The sequence below is a fragment of the Paraburkholderia sp. RL17-368-BIF-A genome, assembly GCF_046054045.1.
Classification (GTDB): domain Bacteria; phylum Pseudomonadota; class Gammaproteobacteria; order Burkholderiales; family Burkholderiaceae; genus Paraburkholderia; species Paraburkholderia graminis.
The window spans coordinates 362,435-382,691 of sequence record NZ_JARESN010000002.1; the positions used below are offsets into that span (position 1 = coordinate 362,435).

15 protein-coding genes and 1 pseudogene are annotated in these 20,257 nt (G+C 64.2%); 11 read left to right on the top strand and 5 right to left on the bottom strand.

Going from position 1 to position 20,257, the window contains the following annotated elements:
- Positions 1 to 80 precede the first annotated feature (80 nt).
- Both P0D87_RS04735 and P0D87_RS04740 read left to right on the top strand, forming a co-directional pair.
- Entirely contained in the window at positions 81 to 929 is an 849-nt protein-coding gene (locus tag P0D87_RS04735) for an isocitrate lyase/PEP mutase family protein (RefSeq protein ID WP_053859201.1), read from the top strand.
- Positions 930 to 1,029: 100 nt separating this feature from the next.
- Positions 1,030 to 1,146: pseudogene (locus P0D87_RS04740) on the top strand (porin); the annotation flags it as partial.
- A 156-nt stretch (positions 1,147 to 1,302) separates the two neighbouring features.
- Here the strand turns inward: P0D87_RS04740 and P0D87_RS04745 are convergent.
- On the bottom strand, positions 1,303 to 1,674 hold the full coding sequence (locus P0D87_RS04745; protein ID WP_029965714.1) for a YciI family protein: 372 nt from the start codon (positions 1,672 to 1,674) through the stop codon (positions 1,303 to 1,305).
- Between the two features lie 481 nt (positions 1,675 to 2,155).
- On the opposite strand from P0D87_RS04745, the gene P0D87_RS04750 reads away from it, so the two are divergent.
- Positions 2,156 to 4,396 (top strand): two-partner secretion domain-containing protein, encoded by a 2,241-nt coding sequence (locus P0D87_RS04750; RefSeq protein ID WP_053859200.1) that lies wholly within the window; start codon positions 2,156 to 2,158, stop codon positions 4,394 to 4,396.
- A 239-nt stretch (positions 4,397 to 4,635) separates the two neighbouring features.
- On the opposite strand, the gene P0D87_RS04755 is transcribed toward P0D87_RS04750, so the two are convergent.
- A complete protein-coding gene (locus tag P0D87_RS04755) occupies positions 4,636 to 6,843 on the bottom strand; it encodes a xanthine dehydrogenase family protein molybdopterin-binding subunit (protein WP_006046915.1) in 2,208 nt (735 codons plus the stop codon).
- Between the two features lie 2 nt (positions 6,844 to 6,845).
- Positions 6,846 to 7,307 (bottom strand): (2Fe-2S)-binding protein, encoded by a 462-nt coding sequence (locus tag P0D87_RS04760; protein WP_029965711.1) that lies wholly within the window; start codon positions 7,305 to 7,307, stop codon positions 6,846 to 6,848.
- A 185-nt stretch (positions 7,308 to 7,492) separates the two neighbouring features.
- Between P0D87_RS04760 and P0D87_RS04765 the strand changes: the two genes are divergently transcribed.
- On the top strand, positions 7,493 to 8,437 hold the full coding sequence (locus P0D87_RS04765; protein WP_006046917.1) for an AraC family transcriptional regulator: 945 nt from the start codon (positions 7,493 to 7,495) through the stop codon (positions 8,435 to 8,437).
- Between the two features lie 170 nt (positions 8,438 to 8,607).
- On the opposite strand, the gene P0D87_RS04770 is transcribed toward P0D87_RS04765, so the two are convergent.
- Positions 8,608 to 10,059 (bottom strand): aldehyde dehydrogenase family protein, encoded by a 1,452-nt coding sequence (locus P0D87_RS04770; protein ID WP_053859199.1) that lies wholly within the window; start codon positions 10,057 to 10,059, stop codon positions 8,608 to 8,610.
- A gap of 24 nt (positions 10,060 to 10,083) precedes the next feature.
- Positions 10,084 to 11,004, bottom strand: a complete 921-nt coding sequence (locus P0D87_RS04775; protein WP_006046919.1) for a LysR family transcriptional regulator — start codon at positions 11,002 to 11,004, stop codon at positions 10,084 to 10,086.
- 337 nt (positions 11,005 to 11,341) lie between these two features.
- Between P0D87_RS04775 and P0D87_RS04780 the strand changes: the two genes are divergently transcribed.
- From P0D87_RS04780 to P0D87_RS04810, 7 genes are read left to right on the top strand one after another with little or no spacing between them, the layout of a single operon-like run.
- Positions 11,342 to 12,802 carry a UbiD family decarboxylase gene (locus tag P0D87_RS04780; protein WP_408636755.1) on the top strand — a complete coding sequence of 487 codons (1,461 nt, stop codon included), beginning with the start codon at positions 11,342 to 11,344 and terminating at the stop codon, positions 12,800 to 12,802.
- Positions 12,795 to 13,409, top strand: a complete 615-nt coding sequence (locus P0D87_RS04785; RefSeq protein WP_006046921.1) for a UbiX family flavin prenyltransferase — start codon at positions 12,795 to 12,797, stop codon at positions 13,407 to 13,409. Before P0D87_RS04780 ends, P0D87_RS04785 begins: the two co-directional genes overlap by 8 nt.
- 4 nt (positions 13,410 to 13,413) lie before the next feature.
- The gene (locus tag P0D87_RS04790; RefSeq protein ID WP_053860713.1) at positions 13,414 to 16,455 is read left to right on the top strand and encodes a xanthine dehydrogenase family protein molybdopterin-binding subunit; all 3,042 of its coding nucleotides are present in this window, start codon (positions 13,414 to 13,416) and stop codon (positions 16,453 to 16,455) included.
- Entirely contained in the window at positions 16,452 to 17,273 is an 822-nt protein-coding gene (locus P0D87_RS04795; RefSeq protein ID WP_053859197.1) for an FAD binding domain-containing protein, read from the top strand. The genes P0D87_RS04790 and P0D87_RS04795 overlap by 4 nt, the downstream gene beginning before the upstream one ends.
- Positions 17,270 to 17,803: a (2Fe-2S)-binding protein gene (locus P0D87_RS04800; protein ID WP_053859196.1), complete on the top strand. Its 534-nt coding sequence runs from the start codon at positions 17,270 to 17,272 to the stop codon at positions 17,801 to 17,803. Before P0D87_RS04795 ends, P0D87_RS04800 begins: the two co-directional genes overlap by 4 nt.
- A complete protein-coding gene (locus tag P0D87_RS04805; protein WP_053859195.1) occupies positions 17,796 to 19,376 on the top strand; it encodes an AMP-binding protein in 1,581 nt (526 codons plus the stop codon). The genes P0D87_RS04800 and P0D87_RS04805 overlap by 8 nt, the downstream gene beginning before the upstream one ends.
- 6 nt (positions 19,377 to 19,382) lie before the next feature.
- Complete coding sequence (locus P0D87_RS04810) at positions 19,383 to 20,189, top strand: enoyl-CoA hydratase/isomerase family protein (RefSeq protein WP_006046926.1); 807 nt, start codon at positions 19,383 to 19,385, stop codon at positions 20,187 to 20,189.
- Positions 20,190 to 20,257: the final 68 nt, after the last annotated feature.

Here is a 20,257-nt window from a genome sequence, read left to right on the forward strand (position 1 = left end):
CGCGCTTCAAAACTTCCCGGCAACCCGCGCCGCAGTGCCGGCATCTTGCGCCGGCGCGGCGCTTCTCAATGGCATCCGCGATGAAAAACCAGGCCGAAAAAGCGGCGCAATTCCAGGCGCTGCACGCAGCGCAAGAAGCGTTCGTCATTCCTAACCCGTGGGACATCGGCTCGGCGCGGCTGCTCGCGCTGGCCGGCTTCAAGGCGCTCGCCACCAGCAGCGCCGGCTACGCGTTTTCGCGCGGCTTGCCGGATAACGCAGTAGGCCGCGCGCAGATGATGGTCCACCTCGCCGAAATCGCGCGAGCCACCGATCTGCCCGTCAGCGCCGATCTGGAGAACGGCTTCGGCGACGCGCCCGAGGAGTGCGCGAAGACCATCCACCTGGCGGCGCAGGCGGGCGTGGTCGGCGGCTCGATCGAAGACGCCACCGGCCGCGCCGACGAGCCCATCTATCCATTCGAGACCGCCGTCGAGCGCGTGCGCGCCGCGGTCGAAGCGGCCCGCGCGCAGCCGTTTCCCTTCACGCTGACCGCGCGCGCCGAGAACTACCTGTGCGGGCGCCCGGACCTCGACGACACGATCCGCCGCCTGCTCGCCTATCAGGAAGCGGGCGCCGACGTGCTGTATGCGCCGGGGCTCAAGACGCGCGAGGAAATCGCTGCCGTGGTGAACGCACTGGAACGTCCCGTCAACGTGTTGATGGGCTTGCAGGGCGTGCTGCTCAGCGTCGATGAATTGCAATCGATGGGCGTGCGCCGCGTGAGCGTCGGCGGCTCGCTGGCGCGCGCGGCGCTCGGCGCCTTCTTGCGCGCCGCGCATGAGATTCGCGACGAGGGCACGTTCAATTACACGAAGGACGCGGCGAGCGGCAATGAACTCAACGAGTCCTTCGCAACCGCCGAGCGAAAGTGGCCGACGCCGGGGTGACAAGGCACGCGTAGCATCACCAACTCACCCAGCGCCTGGTAGCCCTCAGATGGACCGCACGAAGGCCGCGGATACACCCTGCTGGAACTCCGAAGAGCTCGGTTACGACCACGTCCTGTCCAAACGGACGGACATCTACGCGATCTACTCTTACGACAAGCTGAGCGCGCACCCCACTGGCAATACTTTTGCGGTCGGCGTTCGTCATACCTTCTAACCTGACCTGGTCCGCATTACCTGCTTGATAGGACCCAGCGCGCGCCATTCCTCCCGGTCCGATAGGGAACGCGCACTGCGGGGCAGAAACGACGAAGCCTGGAAGGTGTTTGTGGAGAAAGGCGCCCACTCATTCTCGAGACAGGCGCTGCGGCCGTTATCGAGCCAGGTAGAAATCCATGGGGATAAGTTCAACGGCCCATCCGCCTTCTTCGCCCAGAGTGGCGGCCGGGTGCATGGACGCGATGCGCAACGCCTCGTCAAGGCTATCCGCTTCGATGATAAACAGGCCGCCCACGACTTCCTTCGACTCGGTGTACGGTCCATCGGTCACTTGCGTTTTGCCACTGCGCGGGCGAAGTGTCCTCCAGCCGTCCAGATCGCCAAGCGACGCGGAAATCAGAACCTTGCCGGTAGCACGCATCTTCTCGTCCAACGCGGGGCATCGGCTCACCAGTTCCTTGACGTCGTCCGGTGGCATCGCGGCAAACCTTTCGGGGGTGAAGTAGGCCAATCCGAGGTATTTCATAGGAGGTCCTTTGAGTGGGTATGTACTGACGACGAAGCTGATGGTCGGGAATCGACAATGTTTTCGGAAAATTTTGTGGCAGGTCCTGCCGACCTCGCCGCTTCGGGTCGTAACGTTCGCGGTCGCCAGACGCTTGGCCATGTCGAGTGGCAGGCGCAGCACGAGGCGGGTCTGCGCCTGCGCGGTGACTTCGAGGCGACCGCGACGCCCGTGAGTTCGAGATAAACCGCGCCCGACTCGAACAGCTCTTCATACAGCCGCCACGACGTCTTCCCGTCGTCCGACTCGTAGCAATCCAGTGTGGCTGTCGTGCCCATATGCAGTTCGTCAAATCCGGCGCAAAGTCAGGGAATGACGTCGCAAAACGTTGAAAGTTTGCTGTTAGTTAAGTACTCAGGTTATGTCTATGCTTTGAAGGCCACACCCTGAAACACCCCGCTGGGCCGAGTGGCATCCCAATCCTTTTGCAGGAAAGGAAAATATGCCGCTCAATACATCGTCGCTGCTCGCGCCCGATGGTGCGCACAGGCTACCTGCTGTCTCCGTCGTCGTCTGCCTTCTAGGTCTTTCGTGCGCCGCCCCGGTGCTCGCCGCCGGCGTCCTGCCGCAAGGCGGCGCCTACGTAAGCGGTAGCGGCTCCATCTCGACTTCCGGCAATACACTGACCGTCACGCAACCGGGCTCATCGCGCGGCGTGATCAACTGGAACAGTTTCTCGATCGGCAAGACCAATACCGTCAACATCGACAACGGCGCGGGCGCGACGCTCAATCGCGTAACAGGCGGCACGCCGTCGATGCTTCTCGGCAAGCTCAACGCAACGGGCAGTGTCTATCTGATCAACCCGCAAGGCGTGGTGGTCGGTCAGCAGGGCGTAATCACAACAGGCGGGCGCTTCGTTGCCTCGACACTCGACACCGACAACGAATCGTTTATGGCCGGCGGTCCTCTCACGTTTTCCGGTCAGTCGACGCAGCGCGTGGTGAATCTCGGCAACATTGGCTCGACCAACGGCGATGTGCTGCTTATTGCCGCGAGCGAAGTCGACAACTACGGCAACATCAGCGCGCCGAACGGCACCGCCGAGATCGCGGTAGGCAACAAGGTGCTCTTGCAGGACTCGTCGAGTTCGCAACAGATGTTCGTGCAGACGGCAAGCGGCGGCGCGATCGTCAACACGGGTGCAGTGGAAGCGGCGCAGGTGAACCTTCAAGCCGTCGATGGCAACATCTACGCGCTCGCCGGCAACGCCGACGTCTTGCGCGCGACCGGCACCGCTTTGCGCGACGGTCACGTGTGGCTCGTCGCCGGTCCGAGAGGACAGGTGATTCTCGCGGGCAACATCGCCGCGAAGAACGCGGGCGGCAAAGGCGGCACGGTCGATATGGACACCGGGCTCTTCACCTTCTGGGGCGACTTCGCGAAGGTCGTGGCGGGTCAGTGGAACGTCAGGCTGCCCACCTACACGTTCGACAACGGCGCATCGCGCTCCTTCACGCGAAGCCTCAACGACGGCACATCCATTTCGATGACGACCACCGGCGCGAACGGCCAGAGCGGCGACCTCGTTGCTGATCAAAGCATTCAATGGACCGGCGGCGCATCGCTCGCGCTGAACGCGGCGCATAGCCTGACAGTCAGCCCGGGCGTCACGTTGAGCAACCAGGGCAGCGGCGCGCTGACACTGCGCACGGACGCGGCGAGCGTGAACAATGGCGGCAGCCTTACGAACAACGGCACGATCGACTGGTCGCGAAGCACCGGCACGGTGAGCGCGCTGTATGACATGAACGGCAGTTATTCGCCCGGCACCCTGCTCGCGAACAGTGCGTGGGTGGCGCCCGACTACAGTGGACTGGTTACGCAGATCACCGGCTACAAGCTGGTCAATACGGCGCAGGATCTTCAGAACATCGAGAGCGATATGAACGGCAACTACGCGCTCGGCCACGACATCGACGCGACGGGTTACGCGTTCAAGACGCTCGGCTTCGCGAGCAAGACTGCGTTCACCGGGCAGTTCGACGGCATGTGGCATAGCGTGTCGAATCTCCATCCAGACATCTCGTTCATCAGTGATATTGCCGCAAACGCCGTAGTGCGCGACGTCAGCCTCCTCGACGCGTCAGCGGGATATTCACTACCGTCCGGACTGTTCGCCGGCATTCTTGCCATGAGCAATCACGGCAAAATTATGAATACGTTTACGTCGGGCGTCATCGGCCCGCAGTCCAATTTCTCGACCACGTCGATGGGCGGCCTCGTCGGCACCAATTATGGAACGATCGGGCGTTCCGGAAGCAGTGCCAGGGTCTACCACGGCAGCGCAGGTGGCGGTCTGGTCTATGACAATCAGGGAACGATATCGCAGTCCTACGCTACTGGCATCGTGTACGCGGTTGCGTCGCGTGGCTCATCCGCCGGGCTTGTACACGACAACAGCGGAACGGTATCGGAGGCGTTCGCGACAGGCGGCGTCTACTCAACCCTGCGCGGCGGCGTCTGCATATCTTGCACCGGTCTTGGCAGCGACGTGTACTGGAATACCGAAACGACAGGAGAGGCCCAGAGCGGCGGGAATCTGCCCGCTTCGAACGGACTGACCACTGCGCAGATGAGCGACCCAAAGAGCTTCGTGGGCTGGAACTTTGGCAGCGATGGCGCGTGGGCGATGCCGGCCGGCGCCACGCATCCGGTGCTGCGCTGGCAAGTCGAACATTGAACTTTGATCCGTGCCGCCAGCCGTCGGCGCCCTCCGGCGAGTTCCAAGGTGCAACCGATACCGCGACGCTGTTCAACGCGCTCATCGTTCGTCAACGGTGCATTCAGCGACGCTACCGCCTGATTTTCCAACCCCGTTTGAGCGAGGCACGAACGGAGCCACGTATGGAAACGTTCGCGACGTCATCTTACGTAGGACAGGCCGAACACTCGGCACCAAAGGGGCGGAAGAATCGACCGTCAGGCGCTTTTCTTCGCAGCGGCCGGAAACGGCAAGCTGTGAAGCCGTTCGCCGGTGGCTGCAAAAATCGCATTCGCGACCGCAGGCCCGACTGGCGCGACACCCGGCTCGCCGACACCCGTGGGCGCCTCGCCCGAGGGCACGATATGCACTTCGACCTTGGGCATCTCGGCGATTCGCAGTACCTGGTAGCCGTCGAAGTTGTTCTGCTCGACCTTGCCGTCCTTCAGCGTGATCGCGCTGTGCAACACCGCGCCGAGACCGAAGCCGATCCCGCCTTCCATCTGTGCTGCGATGATGTCGGGATTGATGGGCGTACCGCAATCCACTGCGCAGACGACACGCTCTATCTTCACGTTACCGTCCTTGTCGACGGAGACTTCCGCAACCTGCGCGACGAACGTCTTGAACGCCTCGGCCACCGCGATGCCGCGTCCGCGGCCTTTCGGCAACGGTTTGGCCGGGTCCCAGCCCGCTTTCCGCGCGGCGAGTTCGAGCACGGCCCGCATGCGCGGTTCGTGCGCGAGCAGATCGCGGCGGAACACGAACGGGTCCTTGCCTGCTGCATGCGCGGCTTCGTCAATGAACGCCTCGACCGCGAATGCCGTGTGCGAGCTGCCGACCACTCGCCACCATAGCACCGGCACGCCGGTCTGCGTGGTCGTCAGTTCGACCGAGATGTTCGGAATCGCGTATGCCATGTTGGCGGCTCCCTCGACGGAAGTCGCGTCGATGCCGTTCTTGATCATGGCGCTCGCGAACGGCGTGCCGCCGAGGATCGACTGGCCGACGATCCTGTGCCGCCAGCCGACCAGTTTGCCGTCCGCGCTCAGGCCCGCGTCGAGCTTGTGGAAGTACATCGGCCGGTAGAAGCCGCCGTGGATGTCGTCCTCGCGGGTCCACTGCAGCTTGACGGGCGTGCCGTTCGCGCCCAGCGCCCTGGCGATCGACACGGCCTCGACGATATAGTCCGACCGCGCGTTCGCGCGCCGCCCGAAGCTGCCGCCCGCATACAACGTGTGAATCTTGACCTGCTGCGGGTCGAGCCCCGCCGTGCGCGCGGCATTGCCCTGGTCGACGGTCTGGAACTGGTCGCCGGCCCAGATCTCGCAGCTATCGGCGGTGAGCTTGACGACGGCGTCGAGCGGCTCCATCGGCGCGTGAGCAAGGTAGGGGAACGAGTAGGTGGCGGAGATCTTCTTCGCTGCGCCCGCGAGCGCCTGCGTCGCATCGCCGTCCTTGCGGGCGGATGCGCCGGGCTGTTCGGCGAGCTGCCGGTATTCGGCCATGATCGCGTCCGAGCTGCGCTTCTCGGCCTTCGAATCGTCCCATTCGATCTTCAGGGCGTCGCGGCCCTGCTTGGCCGCCCAGAAGCCCTTCGCGACCACCGCTACGCCGCCCGGCACCTGCACGACCGAAACCACGCCCGGCACGGCTTTCGCAGCCGACGCGTCGAACGATCTGACCGTCGCGCCGAAGAGAGGCGGACGCTGCAGCAACGCGACCAGCATGCCGGGAAACGTCACGTCGAGCGTGAACTGCGCGGTGCCGTCGGTTTTCGGAGGGACGTCGACGCGCGGCGCCTGGTGGCCGATCAAACGAAAATCCTTCGGTGATTTGAGCGCGACCTTGTCCGGCACCGGTAGCCGGGCCGCGGCCGACGCGAGCGAGCCGTACGTCGCGGTCCGGTTCGTGGCCGCGTGATGAACGCTGCCGTCGCGCGTCGTCAGCTCGGACGCGGGCGTCCGCCACTGCGCGGCGGCGGCGGAGACCAGCATCGCGCGCGCTTTCGCGCCGGCTTCGCGCAATTGCATCCACGAGTTGGCCATCGCCGAACTGCCGCCCGTGCCCTGCATGCCGAACGCGAGATTCGCGTAGCGCTTCGCGTCAGCGGGGGCGCTTTCGACGCGGACGTCCTGCCAGTTCGCATCCAGTTCCTCGGCGACGATCGTCGCGATGCCGGTGTACGCGCCCTGGCCCATCTCGACGTGCTTGGCAATGACGGTCACGCTGTTGTCCGGCGCGACGCGCAGGAAGGCGTTGGGTGCGAACGCCGCCTCGGGCGCCGTGGCGGCGAGCGCGCGGCGGCCCGTGCCCGCCCATTCGAAGCCGATGGTGAGGCCGACTGCCGCGACTGCGCCGGCTGCTTTGAGGAAGGTCCGGCGCGACGGGCGCACGGCATCCGGGAGATCGAGATCGGTCGTCATGGTCAGGCCTTCAGGGTGGCAGCGGCTTCGTGAATGGCCGCGCGTATGCGGGCGTAGGTCGCGCAGCGGCACAGATTGCCGTTCATCGCGGCGTCGATGTCGGCGTCGGTGGGCGTGGTGTTGCGTTCGAGCAAGGCGGTCGCGGACATGATCTGACCAGACTGACAGTATCCGCACTGCGGCACCTGCAGCTTGACCCATGCCGCCTGGATCGCTTTCGCAGGCCGGCTTTCGATACCTTCGATAGTCGTGATGCGCTTACCCGCGACGGCGGCGAGCGGCAGCACGCACGAACGCGTGGCTTCGCCTTCCAGATGAACCGTGCAGGCGCCGCATTGCGCCATGCCGCAACCGAACTTCGTGCCGTGCAGGCCCGCGTTCTCGCGAATCGCCCAGAGAAGCGGGGTAGTGGGATCGGCATCGAGCGTAACGTTCTTGCCGTTCAGGACAAACGATGTGGACATGGAACCTCTCCGTGGGGAAGGCCCGAACTTGGCGCCGGGTGTACGCGGCAGTGTGACCGAGTGCGTGCCGTTACGCTTACACAATCCTGCAAAATTATTGAACAATGCTGCAAATGGAGCAGCACAACCGTCGTTGCGCGGCAGCGCCTGGTTATGCTCGGTTCCGTCAACGGAGCTCAACGCGCATGAAACAGAATTCTTCCTGGCTGGATGCTTCGGCGTCGCGCGAAACGGCACGCCGCGAGCTGGCCGCGCTCGTCAGCCGCTTCGCGCCCGTGGACGGCGCGCATCAGACGGCGATTCCCTCGCTGGCGTTCTACCGGTACTCCACGCCCGTCGATCTCGGCTGCGGCGTGGCGAGCCCCGCGTTGGTATTCGCGGCGCAAGGCGCCAAGAGGGTCGTGGTCGGAGGGCAGGCTTACGACTACGATCATCTGCATTGCCTCGTGACGTCCGTCGATCTGCCGATGACATCGCGGGTCACGCGAGCGTCGTCCGACGCGCCGTACCTGTGCGTGAAGCTCGCACTCGATCCGCAGTGCATCGCCGAGCTGGCGACGCAAGTGCGTCTGCCGGAACCGGGCGCCGCGTCGGCGGGCGAAGGCATCGCGGTCGGCTCGCTGTCGGCGCCGGTTTTCGATGCGGCGCTGCGGCTCGCGCGATTGCTCGATACTCCGAATGACATCCCGGTTCTCGCGCCGCTTATCGTGAAGGAGCTGCTCTATCGGCTGATGACAAGCGAGCAGGGCAAGCGGCTGCGGCATATCGCCGTCAACGGGAGTCCGACGAACCGGATCGCGCGGGCGATTGAGTGGATCCAGAATCACTACACCGAGGTTTTGCGGATGGAGATGCTCGCGCAGCACGTGAACATGAGCGTGTCGTCGCTCCATCACCACTTCAAGAACGTCACGACGCTGAGCCCGCTGCAATATCAGAAACAGTTGCGACTGCAAGAGGCCCGCAGAATGTTACTTGGGCAGAACGGCGATGTTGGGTCGGTGGCGATCAGGGTCGGGTATGACAGCCCTTCCCAATTCAGCCGCGAATATAGCCGGCTCTTTGGGGCGCCTCCACTTCGCGATGTGGCGCAGCTAAGGCGCCGGAACATGGTGGGGTTCGGAGAGTAGGCTGGCGACGGCTAAGTCCGTCCGTATTGGAAAAGCAGGCCGATCCAGACCGTCACGCATTCCCTTACGCCCGCCCATCCTGATGCACGCGGGGCCCATATTTACGTGCCGTGTTCTGATTTTGGTCATCGCGCTTTTTTGCAATCGAGGTCAACGGTTATCTGATTCCGTCACGAGCCAAGCACTTCGATGCCTTCCAGGACTCCTGCACCGACACAGATATGCTTGATCTCCGTGAAGTCCGCTAGCGCGTCGTAGCCGTGCAACCGGCCCAGTCCGCTCTGCCGATAGCCGCCAGTTTCGGCCTCTGCGAACAACCTGTTGTGGTCGTTGATCCAGACGGTCCCGTCTCGCAGCGCACGCGCAATCCGGAAAGCCCGAGCGGAGTCGTGGGTCCACACGCTCGCGGACAGGCCAAAAACGGTGCTGTTTGCCTTTTCAACGGCTTCCTTTTCGGTCTCAAAGGTCTCTAACGTGACGAACGGGCCAAAGATCTCGTCCTGGCAAAAGAAGGCGTGAGGTTCTCCGTGCTCGACCAGCGTCGGTGACAGAAAGGCGCCCGGTCCGCTCGAAGTCCCGCGCAAGAGCACGCGATCTGCAAGGTCACACGCTCGTTCAACCGTGGTCTGGACAGCGTCGCGGGACGCAGCATCGATCAGCGCGCCAATGTCGGAAGCGGGATCGATCCCTGGGCCAACCTTGAGGCTTGCGAGTGCTTTGACGAGTTCGTCTCGCATTTGGTCCGCCTTTGACACATGCACGAGTATTCGCCGTGCAGCGGTGCATTGTTGTCCGGAGATGATGGTCGCGGCCCGGGCAAGACGAGGTGCAATGGCCTTAACGTCGCTGTCCTCGAAGACGACACAGCACGATTTGCCGCCCAGCTCAAGCGACAATCGCTTCATGCTGTCTGCAGCGGCGCGCATGATTCGCTTGCCGACTTCCGTCGAACCCGTAAAGCTGATCACATCGACATCGGCGGACTCGACCAGTCGCGCAGCGGCTTCTGCGCCGTTTTCGAGAAGCAGATTGACAGCACCGGCGGGAAGCGCCGGCTGGTCGAGACAACGGATCATTGCCGCGGTGATCAATGACGTCTGGGCAGCCGGCTTGACGATGGCCGTGCATCCGGCAGCGAGGGCGGGCGCAAGGGACCGCACGAGCAGCACGGCGGGAGCGTTCCACGGCACGATGATCGCAGCAACGCCGGCGGCCTCGCGCAACATCGTCGAGATGGTGCCTGGCTCGGGCTCGATGACGTGACCGGCAATGTGGCGCGCGAGTCCCGCGTAGTAGCGCACTTCGGAAATCGCGGCGCGTATTTCTCCTCGCGCCTGCCCAATAGTCTTGCCGTTTTCACGCGTCAGCAATTCCGCTAGCGGTTCCACCGACAACTCGAGAGTCAGGGCCCAGCGAAGCAGAACATCCTGCCGTCGACGGGCATCCTGTGCCCACGTTGTGCGATCGAACGTATGGCGGGCAGCCGCGACGGCGGCGTCCGCCTCTTGCGTGTTCGAGTTGACGAACCGGCCGAGCGTCTCTCCGTTCGAAGGATCAGAGCTTGCGAGCACGGGCTTGCCGGCCCATTCGCCGGCGATCCAATTCATAGCGTCTCTTTCCATTTAACTATCCAGTGGGCGTGGTTGTTAAGAATCGACAGGGTCGGATGCGCCGGCCGATACCTTCCGTAGTTCGTCGGCAATGATCGCTGTTAGCGCTTCCGTAGCAGCACTTATCGGACGGCGAGGGTGACTGATTCGCACGATGTGCCGCACGATTCGCGGCGCAAGGATCGGATGCGCGCGCATGGTGCCGCGCTGCACCGAACGTTCGACCACGATGCGAGGAAGGATCGTGGCGAACCCCGTGTTTTCGACGAGCTTGACGATGGCGCTCAGAACATCGATCTCGAAACGGGGCGCCAGAAGCACGTCTGCGGATTGCGCGGCCGCGTCGAGCACGCCGCGCAAGCCGTGACGTTTTGTCGGCAACACAAGATCCAGTTCCTGCACTTGTGCGAGCTCAATGACGGGTGGCAATGTGGGTCCGCCATTCACGCCGGTTGCCAACACCATTTCTTCGTCCAGCAATGGCTCCGAGTCGAGAGATAAGCGGGCGCGTGGCCGGTTGATCAACGCGGCTTCAAGCTGTCCGCCTGTCACGAGATCGATAAAAGTCGCACTGTAGCCGTCGGCTACCGTTACTTCGACGTGCGGGTACTGCTCGTGAAAGCGCGAAAGCGCATCCGCAAGCACGCTCTCGCTGACAGACGCAATCAGTCCTAGGGAAACGTGTCCAGACACGACCTCATCGCGCTGCATCAGTTGTGTCTGCGCTTGCTTGAGATCGCGCATGATCGGCAAATAAAGGCGATACATCAAACGACCGGCAGCAGTTGGAGTCATTCCATGTGCGCCGCGCTCGAACAAGGTCTGCTTCAACTCGTCTTCGAGCTTGGCGATCTGCATGCTCAAAGCCGGTTGAACTATGTTTAGCCGTTTGGCCGCACGAGTTACCGATCCGTCTTCGAAGAGAGCGATGAAGTACTGAATTTGTTTGAGATCCATTGGGCAGCGCTCGTCGTGATACCTGTTTCGCCAATCATATGCGCTGATACGCGATGAGTCGAGATATCAACATCTTTGTCGGTGTACTGTGATTCGTACCGTTGGCGCGTATCAAAAGCCCGGTCCGTCTTCCCTTTTTTACTTGGTATCAAAACGGGGACTGTCTTGCATCAGTATCCGTACGGACATCAGTACTTCTGATGCCTAGGTTCAAAAATTAATATTATCGCTTATACCGTGGCGTCGATATTCTGCTCTTCAATCTGCCGGTGTTAGCACCTCCGAGGCCGGCAGCAATGGAGAGAGACTCAAAATGAATTCACGCGAAAGCTCGCCGATGACGTCCCTGGGCGCCCCGGCGAACGACGTCGGGCCTGCGCGCACCTTGCGTCACTGGCTTGCACATCTGAGTCGGAGCGGCCGCGTCGCGGCGATCGACAAGCCCGTTGCGCTCGAGCACGAACTCGCCGCGATCGCCAAGTGCCTGGACGGCACGCAGGCGGCCTTCTTCACGCAGCCGGGCGGCCATGCGGTGCCCGTCGTCAGCGGTTTCATGTCGAAGCGTGCGTGGATTGCGGAAGCGATGGGCGTCGATGAATCCGCGTTGCTCGCGCGTTTCTCCGCTGCGGCCGCCGCGCCGCTCGAATCGAAACTCGTCGGACGTGAAGAGGCGCCGTGTCAGCAAGTGGTGCATACGAACGGCATCGATCTTCACGCGCTGCTGCCGATTCCCACGCACAGCGAGTACGACAACGGCCCCTACCTTACGGCGGGCCTCGTGATCGCGCGCAATCCGCGCACCGGCGTGCAGAACGTTTCGATCAACCGCATTCAGGTGCATGGCCAGGATCGCATGGCGATCCTGCTGCTGCCGCGGCATCTCTACGCATTTCATCGCGAGGCAGAAGCCGCAGGCGACGCGCTCGACGTGGCAATCGCGATCGGTGTCGATCCGCTCACGATGCTTGCGTCGCAAGCGATCACACCCATCGATCATGACGAGCTGGAAATTGCGGGCGCGCTGCATGGTGCGCCGCTGCCGGTCGCGCAATGTGTGACGAATGGTGTGCACGTGCCGGCGTTTGCGGAGATCGTCATCGAAGGGCGGATTCTGCCGAACGTCCGCGAGCCCGAGGGCCCGTTCGGCGAGTTTCCGAAGTACTACAGCGCGAGGGAAGCGCGCGAAGTCATCGAGGTGACCGCGGTGACGCATCGGCGTGATCCGATCTTTCATACGATCGTGCCCGCGGAAATGGAGCATCTGCTGCTGGGCGCAATTCCGCGCGAAGCAACGCTGCTCGCGCATCTGCAGCGCAGCCATCCGGCGGTGAAGGACGTTCATCTGTCTGTCGGCGGCGTGTGCCGCTATCACCTGTGGGTGCAGTTCGACAAGAAGCGCGAAGGCGAAGCGAAGAACGTCATTCTGTGCGCGTTCGGCGCGCATTACGACATCAAGCAGGTCGTCGTTGTCGATACCGATGTGAACGTGCACGATCCCGCCGAAATCGAATGGGCCATCGCGACGCGCTTCCAGGCCGACCGCGATCTCGTCGTGATCGAAGGCGCGCAGGGTTCGCCGCTCGATCCGTCGACGACAGTCGGCCAGCCCGACGACGCGCCGTCGCATCTGCAAGGCGTGAGCGCGAAGATGGGCCTCGATGCGACGCGCCCCGTCGTGTATCCCGCGCATGTGTTCACACGCGTGCGCATTCCGGGGCAAGACTCGGTGGATCTGCACACACTCGTCGCCGCTGACAACAGCGCGTTCGACGCCTACTTGTCGCGCGATCATGACTGAACGCAAGAAGCGCATCGTCGTCGGTATTTCGGGTGCGAGCGGCGCTGTGATCGGCGTGCGCCTGCTCGCCGCGTTGCGCCGCCTCGGCACGCACGAAACGCATCTGGTCGTGTCCGCTTCCGGCGCGGTGACGGCGGCGCAGGAACTCGGCCTTGCGCGCGGCGACATCGACGCGCTCGCCGACGTCGTGCACAACGTACGCGACATTGGCGCCGCGGTCGCGAGCGGATCGTTTCTGACTGAAGGCATGGTGATCGCGCCGTGTTCGATGAAAACGCTTGCGAGTGTCGCGAACGGCTTCGCGGACAACCTGCTCACCCGCGCGGCCGATGTGATGCTCAAGGAGCGCCGCCGCCTCGTGCTGGTCGCGCGCGAAACGCCGCTCAATCTCGCGCATCTGCGCAACATGACGCTCGCCACCGAAATGGGCGCGATCGTGATGCCGCCGGTGCCCGCGTTCTATGCGCATCCGCAGACCATCGAGGACGTGGTCGATCACACGGTCGGGCGGATTCTCGATCTGTTCGGTATCGACCATGAGGAAATTGCGCGCCGCTGGAACGGTCTTGCCGACGAATTCGGCGGCCGCGCCGCGCGTGAGGAGTAACGTCATGAATCAGCGCGAAACCGCATTTGCCGACATAAACGCGCGTGTCGCCGACAACGGGACGCGCGACGCGAGCACACCGCGGCGTCACATCGGGCGCTCGATGCAGCGCCTCGAAGACCCTGCGATCCTGACAGGCCGCGGCCGCTATGGCGACGACATCGCTGTGAAGCCGGGCACGCTGCACGCCGCGATTCTGCGTTCGCCGCACGCGCACGCGGAGATCCTGTCGATCGATACGCAAGCCGCAGCCAAAGTCGCCGGCGTGCGCGCCGTGCTAACGCGCGACGATCTGCGTGCGTGGTCGCGTCCCTTCGTCGTCGGCGTGAAGTCGCCAATGGAGCAGTGGGCGCTCGCGATGGACCGCGTGCGCTATGTCGGCGAGCCGGTCGCGGTCGTGATGGCCGAATCGCGTGCGCTCGCTGAAGACGCGCTCGATCTCATCAAGGTCGACTACGCGATGCTCGATCCCGTGACGTCGATCGAACAGGCCGCGAGCAACGAAGGCCCGGCGCTACACGAACGCGTGGGCAGCAACGTCATCAGCGACCGGTACTTCCGCTACGGCGAGCCCGAAGCGGCCTTCGAACGCGCGCCGCATCGCGTGAAGCTGGTCGCGCATTATCCGCGCAATACCTGTGCGCCGATCGAGTGCGGCGTAGTCATCGCCGAGTACCTTTCCGGCGATGAAGGCTACGACGTCACGTCGAATTTCATGGGACCGTTCTCGCTGCACGCCGTCATGGCGATGGCGTTGAACGTGCCCGCCAATCGTCTGCGTCATAAGGCACCGCGCGATTCCGGCGGCAGCTTCGGCGTGAAGCAGGCCGTGTTTCCGTACGTGGTGCTGATGTGCCTCGCGTCGCGCAAGGCGGGCGCGCCGGTGAAATGGGTCGAGGACCGGCTCGAGCATTTGAGTGCGGCCACATCGGCGACCGCGCGCCTCTCGACAATCGAAGCGGCGGTCGAAGCGGATGGCCGCATCGTCGCGCTGTCCTACGATCAACTGGAAGACGTCGGCGGCTACGTGCGCGCGCCCGAGCCCGCGACGTTTTACCGGATGCACGGCTGTCTGACGGGCGCGTACGCCATCCCGAATCTGCTCGTGCGCAACCGCGTCGTGTTGACCAACAAGACGCCGACCGGACTCGTGCGCGGCTTCGGCGGACCGCAGGTGTACTTCGCGCTGGAGCGGCTGATCCAGCGCATCGCCATCGAGTTGAAGCTCGATGTGCTCGACGTCTATCGCCGCAACTTCGTTCCCGCCGATGCCTTCCCGTATCGCGCGGCAGCGGGCGCGCTGCTCGATTCGGGCAACTATCAGGAAGCGCTGCGCCGTTCGATCGACGACGGCGGATACCACGAACTCGTCGCGCGCCGCGACGCCGCGCGACGCGCAGGGCGGTTCTATGGCATAGGCTTCGCGGCGATCGTGGAGCCGTCGGTCTCCAACATGGGCTATATCACGACTGTGATGCCCGCCGACGCGCGCAAAAAAGCCGGACCGAAGAACGGCGCGATCGCGAGCGCGACGGTCAGCGTCGATCTGCTCGGCGGCGTGGTGGTGACCATCGCGTCGACGCCTGCGGGGCAGGGCCACATGACAGTGTGTGCGCAAGTCGTGGCCGACGTGCTCGGGCTCGATCCGAAGGACATCGTCGTCAATGTCGAGTTCGATACGCACAAGGACGCCTGGTCCGTCGCGGCGGGCAATTATTCGAGCCGCTTCGCGGGCGCGGTGGCAGGCACCGTGCATCTCGCCGCGACGCGCGTGCGCGACAAACTCGCGCGCGTGCTCGCCAGGCAGTTCGACTGCGCGGCGAACGACGTGCGCTTCGAAGGCGGGCGCGTCTATCCGCGCGACGCCGCGGACCGCGCGCTGCCGTTCGCGCGCGCAGCGAGCAATGCGCCGCACTGGGCGCCCGCGCTCCTGCCCGAAGGCGAAGAGCCGGGCCTGCGCGAAACCGTGTTCTGGTCGCCGCCGCACATGGATGCGCCCGACGAGCACGACCGCATCAATACATCGGCGGCGTATGGCTTCGCATTCGACATGTGCGGTGTCGAAGTGGATCGCACGACCGGACGCGTGCGCATCGACCGCTATGTGACCGTGCACGACGCCGGCACCATCCTGAACCCCGCACTCGCCGATGGCCAGATTCGCGGCGCGTTCGCGCAAGGCGTCGGCGCGGCGCTGATGGAAGAGTTCCGCTACGGCGCGGACGGCAGTTTCCAGTCGGGCACGCTCGCCGACTATCTGATGCCGACGACATGCGAAGTGCCCGATCCGCTCATCGTGCATCTGGAAACGCCTTCGCCTTTCACGCCGCTCGGCGCGAAGGGCCTCGGCGAAGGCAACAACATGAGCACGCCGCCGTGCATCGCGAATGCGGTGGCGGATGCGCTCGGTGTCGAAGACATTCGCTTGCCGCTCACGCCGCCCAAAGTGATGGCGATGATCGGCATCGACGATCCCGAACCGTCGCGGCCGGAATATCGCGAAGCGCCTGCCACGAAGCCCGCGACGCCTGGCGGCGGACGCGCGCTGACGGCGCAGGGCGCGGTCGATCTGCCCGCGACGCCCGAAGCCGTGTTCGCCGTGCTGCTCGATCCGAAGGCGCTGGCGAACGTCATTCCCGGCTGCCACGCGCTCGAAGAAACGGCACCGAACCAGTATCGCGCGGACGTGACCGTCGGCGTCGGCATGATCAAGGCCCGTTTCGAAGCGCGTATCGGCTTGTCGGAGATCGAGGCGCCGCGTCGCCTGCGTCTCGCGGGTGCGGGCATCTCGCCGCTCGGCAGCGCGCGCGGCAACGGTCTCGTCGAACTGACGCCGCACGGCAGCGGCACGCGGCTCACGTACGACTACGAAGCCCAGGTGTCGGGCAAGGTCGCCGCGGTCGGCGCGCGCATGCTCGAAGGCGCGGCGAAGGTCGTGCTGAAGCAGTTGTTCGAATCGCTCGGACGGCAGGCGGCGGGCAAGCCGGTAGAAGCGCATGGATCGTGGATCGCAAGACTCCTCGCCCGTTTCAGGAGACCCACATGAAGCCCGCACCGTTCGATTACCTGCGCGCGATGACCACGCAAGACGCGCTCGACGCGCTCGCGCAATACGGCGAAGACGCGCGCGTGCTGGCAGGCGGCCAGTCGCTGATGGCCGTGCTCAATATGCGGCTCGCACAGCCCAAGGTGCTCATCGACATCTCGCGTACTGCGGAGCTCGATGCCGTGCGCGTCGACAGGCAAGCGGCGCATCTCGTCGTGAACGCCGCGGCGACGCAAGGCAGCGTCGAATGGCGCAGCACGCTCGCCGACGAAGCGCCGCTGCTCGCGATGGCTTTCCCGCATATCTCGCACTTCCAGATTCGCAATCGCGGGACCGTGTGCGGTTCGATCGCGCATGCGGACCCGAGCGCGGAGTTGCCACTCGTGCTTTCCGCGCTTGGCGGCGACGTGATGCTGCGCTCGCGAAGGAAGCGCCGCACGCTCGCCGCGCAGGACTTCTTTCAGGGAATGCTGATGACCGCGCGCGAGCCGGATGAACTTGTTGAAGCGGTGCGCTTTCCGCTGCGCCGCCCGGGCGAGCGCTATGCATTCACGGAATTTTCCGCGCGGCACGGCGATTTCGCGATCGTCGCGTGTGCTGCGGTCGTCACCGACGAGTCGATCCGTATCGCAGTCGGCGGCGTCGCGGACCGGCCGGTGACGGAGCAATGGCCGCGTCTGCAGGGCGACGACCTGCGCGGTGCACTGAACGATTTGAGCTGGAAACTGAACGCGCAGGACGACGCGCACATCGGCGCGAAATATCGCCGGAATCTGGTGCGGCAACTCGGATGGCGCGTGATCGAGGAGGCAAAGTGAGCAAGACGGACACCATCATGCGGCACGGCGAAGCGCAGCGGATCGCGCTGACGCTGAACGGCCGCGAACGAAGCGGCCATTGCGAGCCGCGCGAACTGCTGTCGGACTTCATTCGGCACGAACTCGGCGCGACGGGCACGCACGTGGGCTGCGAGCATGGCGTATGCGGCGCATGTACCGTGCAGGTCGATGGCGTCGCGGCGCGCTCGTGTCTGATGCTTGCCGTGCAGGCCGATGGCCGGCGTATCGATACCGTCGAGGGCCTCGCGCCCGATCAGACGCTTGGCGACCTTCAGCAGGCGTTCCAGCGGCATCACGCGCTGCAATGCGGCTTCTGCACGGCGGGAATTTTGATGTCGTGCGCGGATTATCTGCGGCGCGTGCCGAATCCATCCGAAGAGCAGGTGCGGCAGATGCTGTCGGGTCATATCTGCCGCTGTACGGGTTACACACCCATCGTGGCCGCGGTGCTCGACGTTGCGGCGCGCCGCCGGGCCGAGGCAGGCACAACGGAGGTCGAACATGCTTGATCTCGGACGCACGTTCCTGCAGAGCGTCGAGCGCAGTCCGCACGCGCTCGCGCTCGTCGATGGCGATGTGCAACTGACCTACGCGCAGTGGCATCGCATGATCCTGAGTGTCGCCGACGGTCTGCGCGAACTGGGCCTGCAACGCGGCGACCGGCTGCTCGTCGTGCTGCAAAACCGCTGGGAAATGGCGACGCTGCATTGGGCCGGACAGTTTGCAGGCATCGTCATCGTGCCGATCAACTGGCGCGCGAAGCCGGACGAACTGGACTACTGCGTGACCGACTCGGGAGCGAAGGCGATCGTCTACGAACCCGTCAGCGCCGCTGCCGTCGCGCAGAGCGCCGCCGCACAAAAAGTGCCGCGTATCGGACTCGACGATGCTCCTGGCCGCACCGCCGCCTTCGATACGCTCATCGTCGAACGAACGCGCAGCGGCGCTGCGAGCGACACGACGCACGCCACCGCCGACGACATCTCGCTGATCCTCTACACATCGGGCACGACGGGCAAAGGGAAGGGCGTGCCGCGCCGGCATCGGCACGAACGCGCGGGCGCGCTTGCACACGTCGCGCAGAACCTGTACCGGCGCGGCGAACGCACGCTCGGCGTGATGCCGCTCTATCACACGATGGGCGTGCGCTCGCTGCTCGCGATGGCGCTCGTGGATGGCCTTTTCGTTTGCGTGCGGCGCTGGAACGCGAAGCTCGCGCTCGAATGCATCTCGAAGCACGCGCTCACCTGCCTCTATCTGGTCCCGACGCTTTATCACGATCTGCTTGCCGACAGCGCGTTCCCGAACACGGATACCTCGTCGGTCAGAAAGCTCGGCTTCGCCGGCGCACCGATGAACGACGGCCTGCTCAAGCGCCTCTCGGCCGCGTTCGAGCCGGAGCTGTTCGTCAACCACTATGGTTCGTCCGAGGTCTACACGTTCAGCATCGATCAGGATGCAACCAGGAAACCCGGCAGCGCGGGCCGCGCGGGCATCAATACGCGGCTGCGCGTGGTGAAGCTCGATGCCCTTTCTCCCGATGAGATCGCCGACACCGGCGAAGAAGGGCAGATCATCGTGGACCTGCTCGGCGACGAAGCTTTCGAAGGCTACTGGCATCGTCCGGACGCGGATGCGAAGAGCTTGCGCGACGGCTGGTACTTCACCGGAGACACAGGCTATCTCGACCGCGACGGCGATCTCTATGTGACGGGCCGCGTCGACGACATGATCATCAGCGGCGGAGAAAACATCTCGCCGGTGGATATCGAATCGCTGTTGTCGCTGCATCCCGCCGTCGACGAAGTCGCGGTCGCAGGCGTCAAGGACGAGCGCTGGGGCCAGCGCGTGGTTGCTTTCATCAAGCGCCGCGAGTACGTCGATTCGGAATCGCTCGATGCATGGTGCCGCCAGTCCGATCTCGTCAACTTCAAGCGTCCGCGCGATTACGTTTTCGTCGACGACATTCCGAAGTCGCCGGTCGGCAAGATTCTGCGCCGCAAGCTGCAAGCGGGCGAGTACACGACCGATTCGAATACGCAGGCCGCACGACCTGCAGAAACCACAATCACCAAGGAGTAACCCACAATGAGCGATCTCAACCACCGCGGCCAGACGCTGCTGCAAGATCTCGACGGCTTCTCGGTCGACATCGACGCGCAGCGCGAGCGCGCGGACATCGTGCTGCACCGTCCGCCGTTCAACGTCATTTCGATGCACGCACGCGACCAGTTGCGCGCCGTGTTCGAAGCCCTCGACGAGGACGACCGCGTGCGCGTGATCGTCGTGCGCGCGAAGGGGGAGCACTTCTCGAGCGGCGGCGACATCAAGGGCTTTCTGGAAGCGTCGCCGGAACACGTATCGAAGCTCGCGTGGAATATCGCGGCGCCCGCGCGCTGCTCGAAACCGGTGATCGCGGCGAATCGCGGCTTCTGCTTCGGCGTGGGCTTCGAGTTGTCGCTGGCATGCGATTTCCGCATCGTCACCGATACGACGTTTTATGCGCTGCCGGAGCAGAAGCTCGGCCAGATTCCCGGCTCGGGCGGCTCGGCGCGTTTGCAGTCGATGGTCGGCATCGGCCGCACGAAGGACATCGTGATGCGCTCGCGCCGCATCCCGGGCAAGCAGGCGTACGACTGGGGCATCGCGGTGGACTGCGTAGCCGATGCGGAACTGGAGTCGGCGACCGATGCGCTCGTCGACGAACTGCGCGCGTTCTCGCCGCTCGCGCAACGCACCGCGAAGAAGCTGCTGAACGATACGGAAGACTCGCCGCTCTCGATTGCGATCGAACTCGAAGGGCATTGCTATAGCCGGCTGCGCGCGTCGGACGATTTCCGCGAGGGAGTGGAGGCTTTCCACGGCAAGCGCAAACCGGTGTTTCGCGGCAGCTAGGCCCGAAGCACTCAGCCATCCGCAGCACAACAACAAACAAACATGACGCCGCGGACAACGGCTACCGG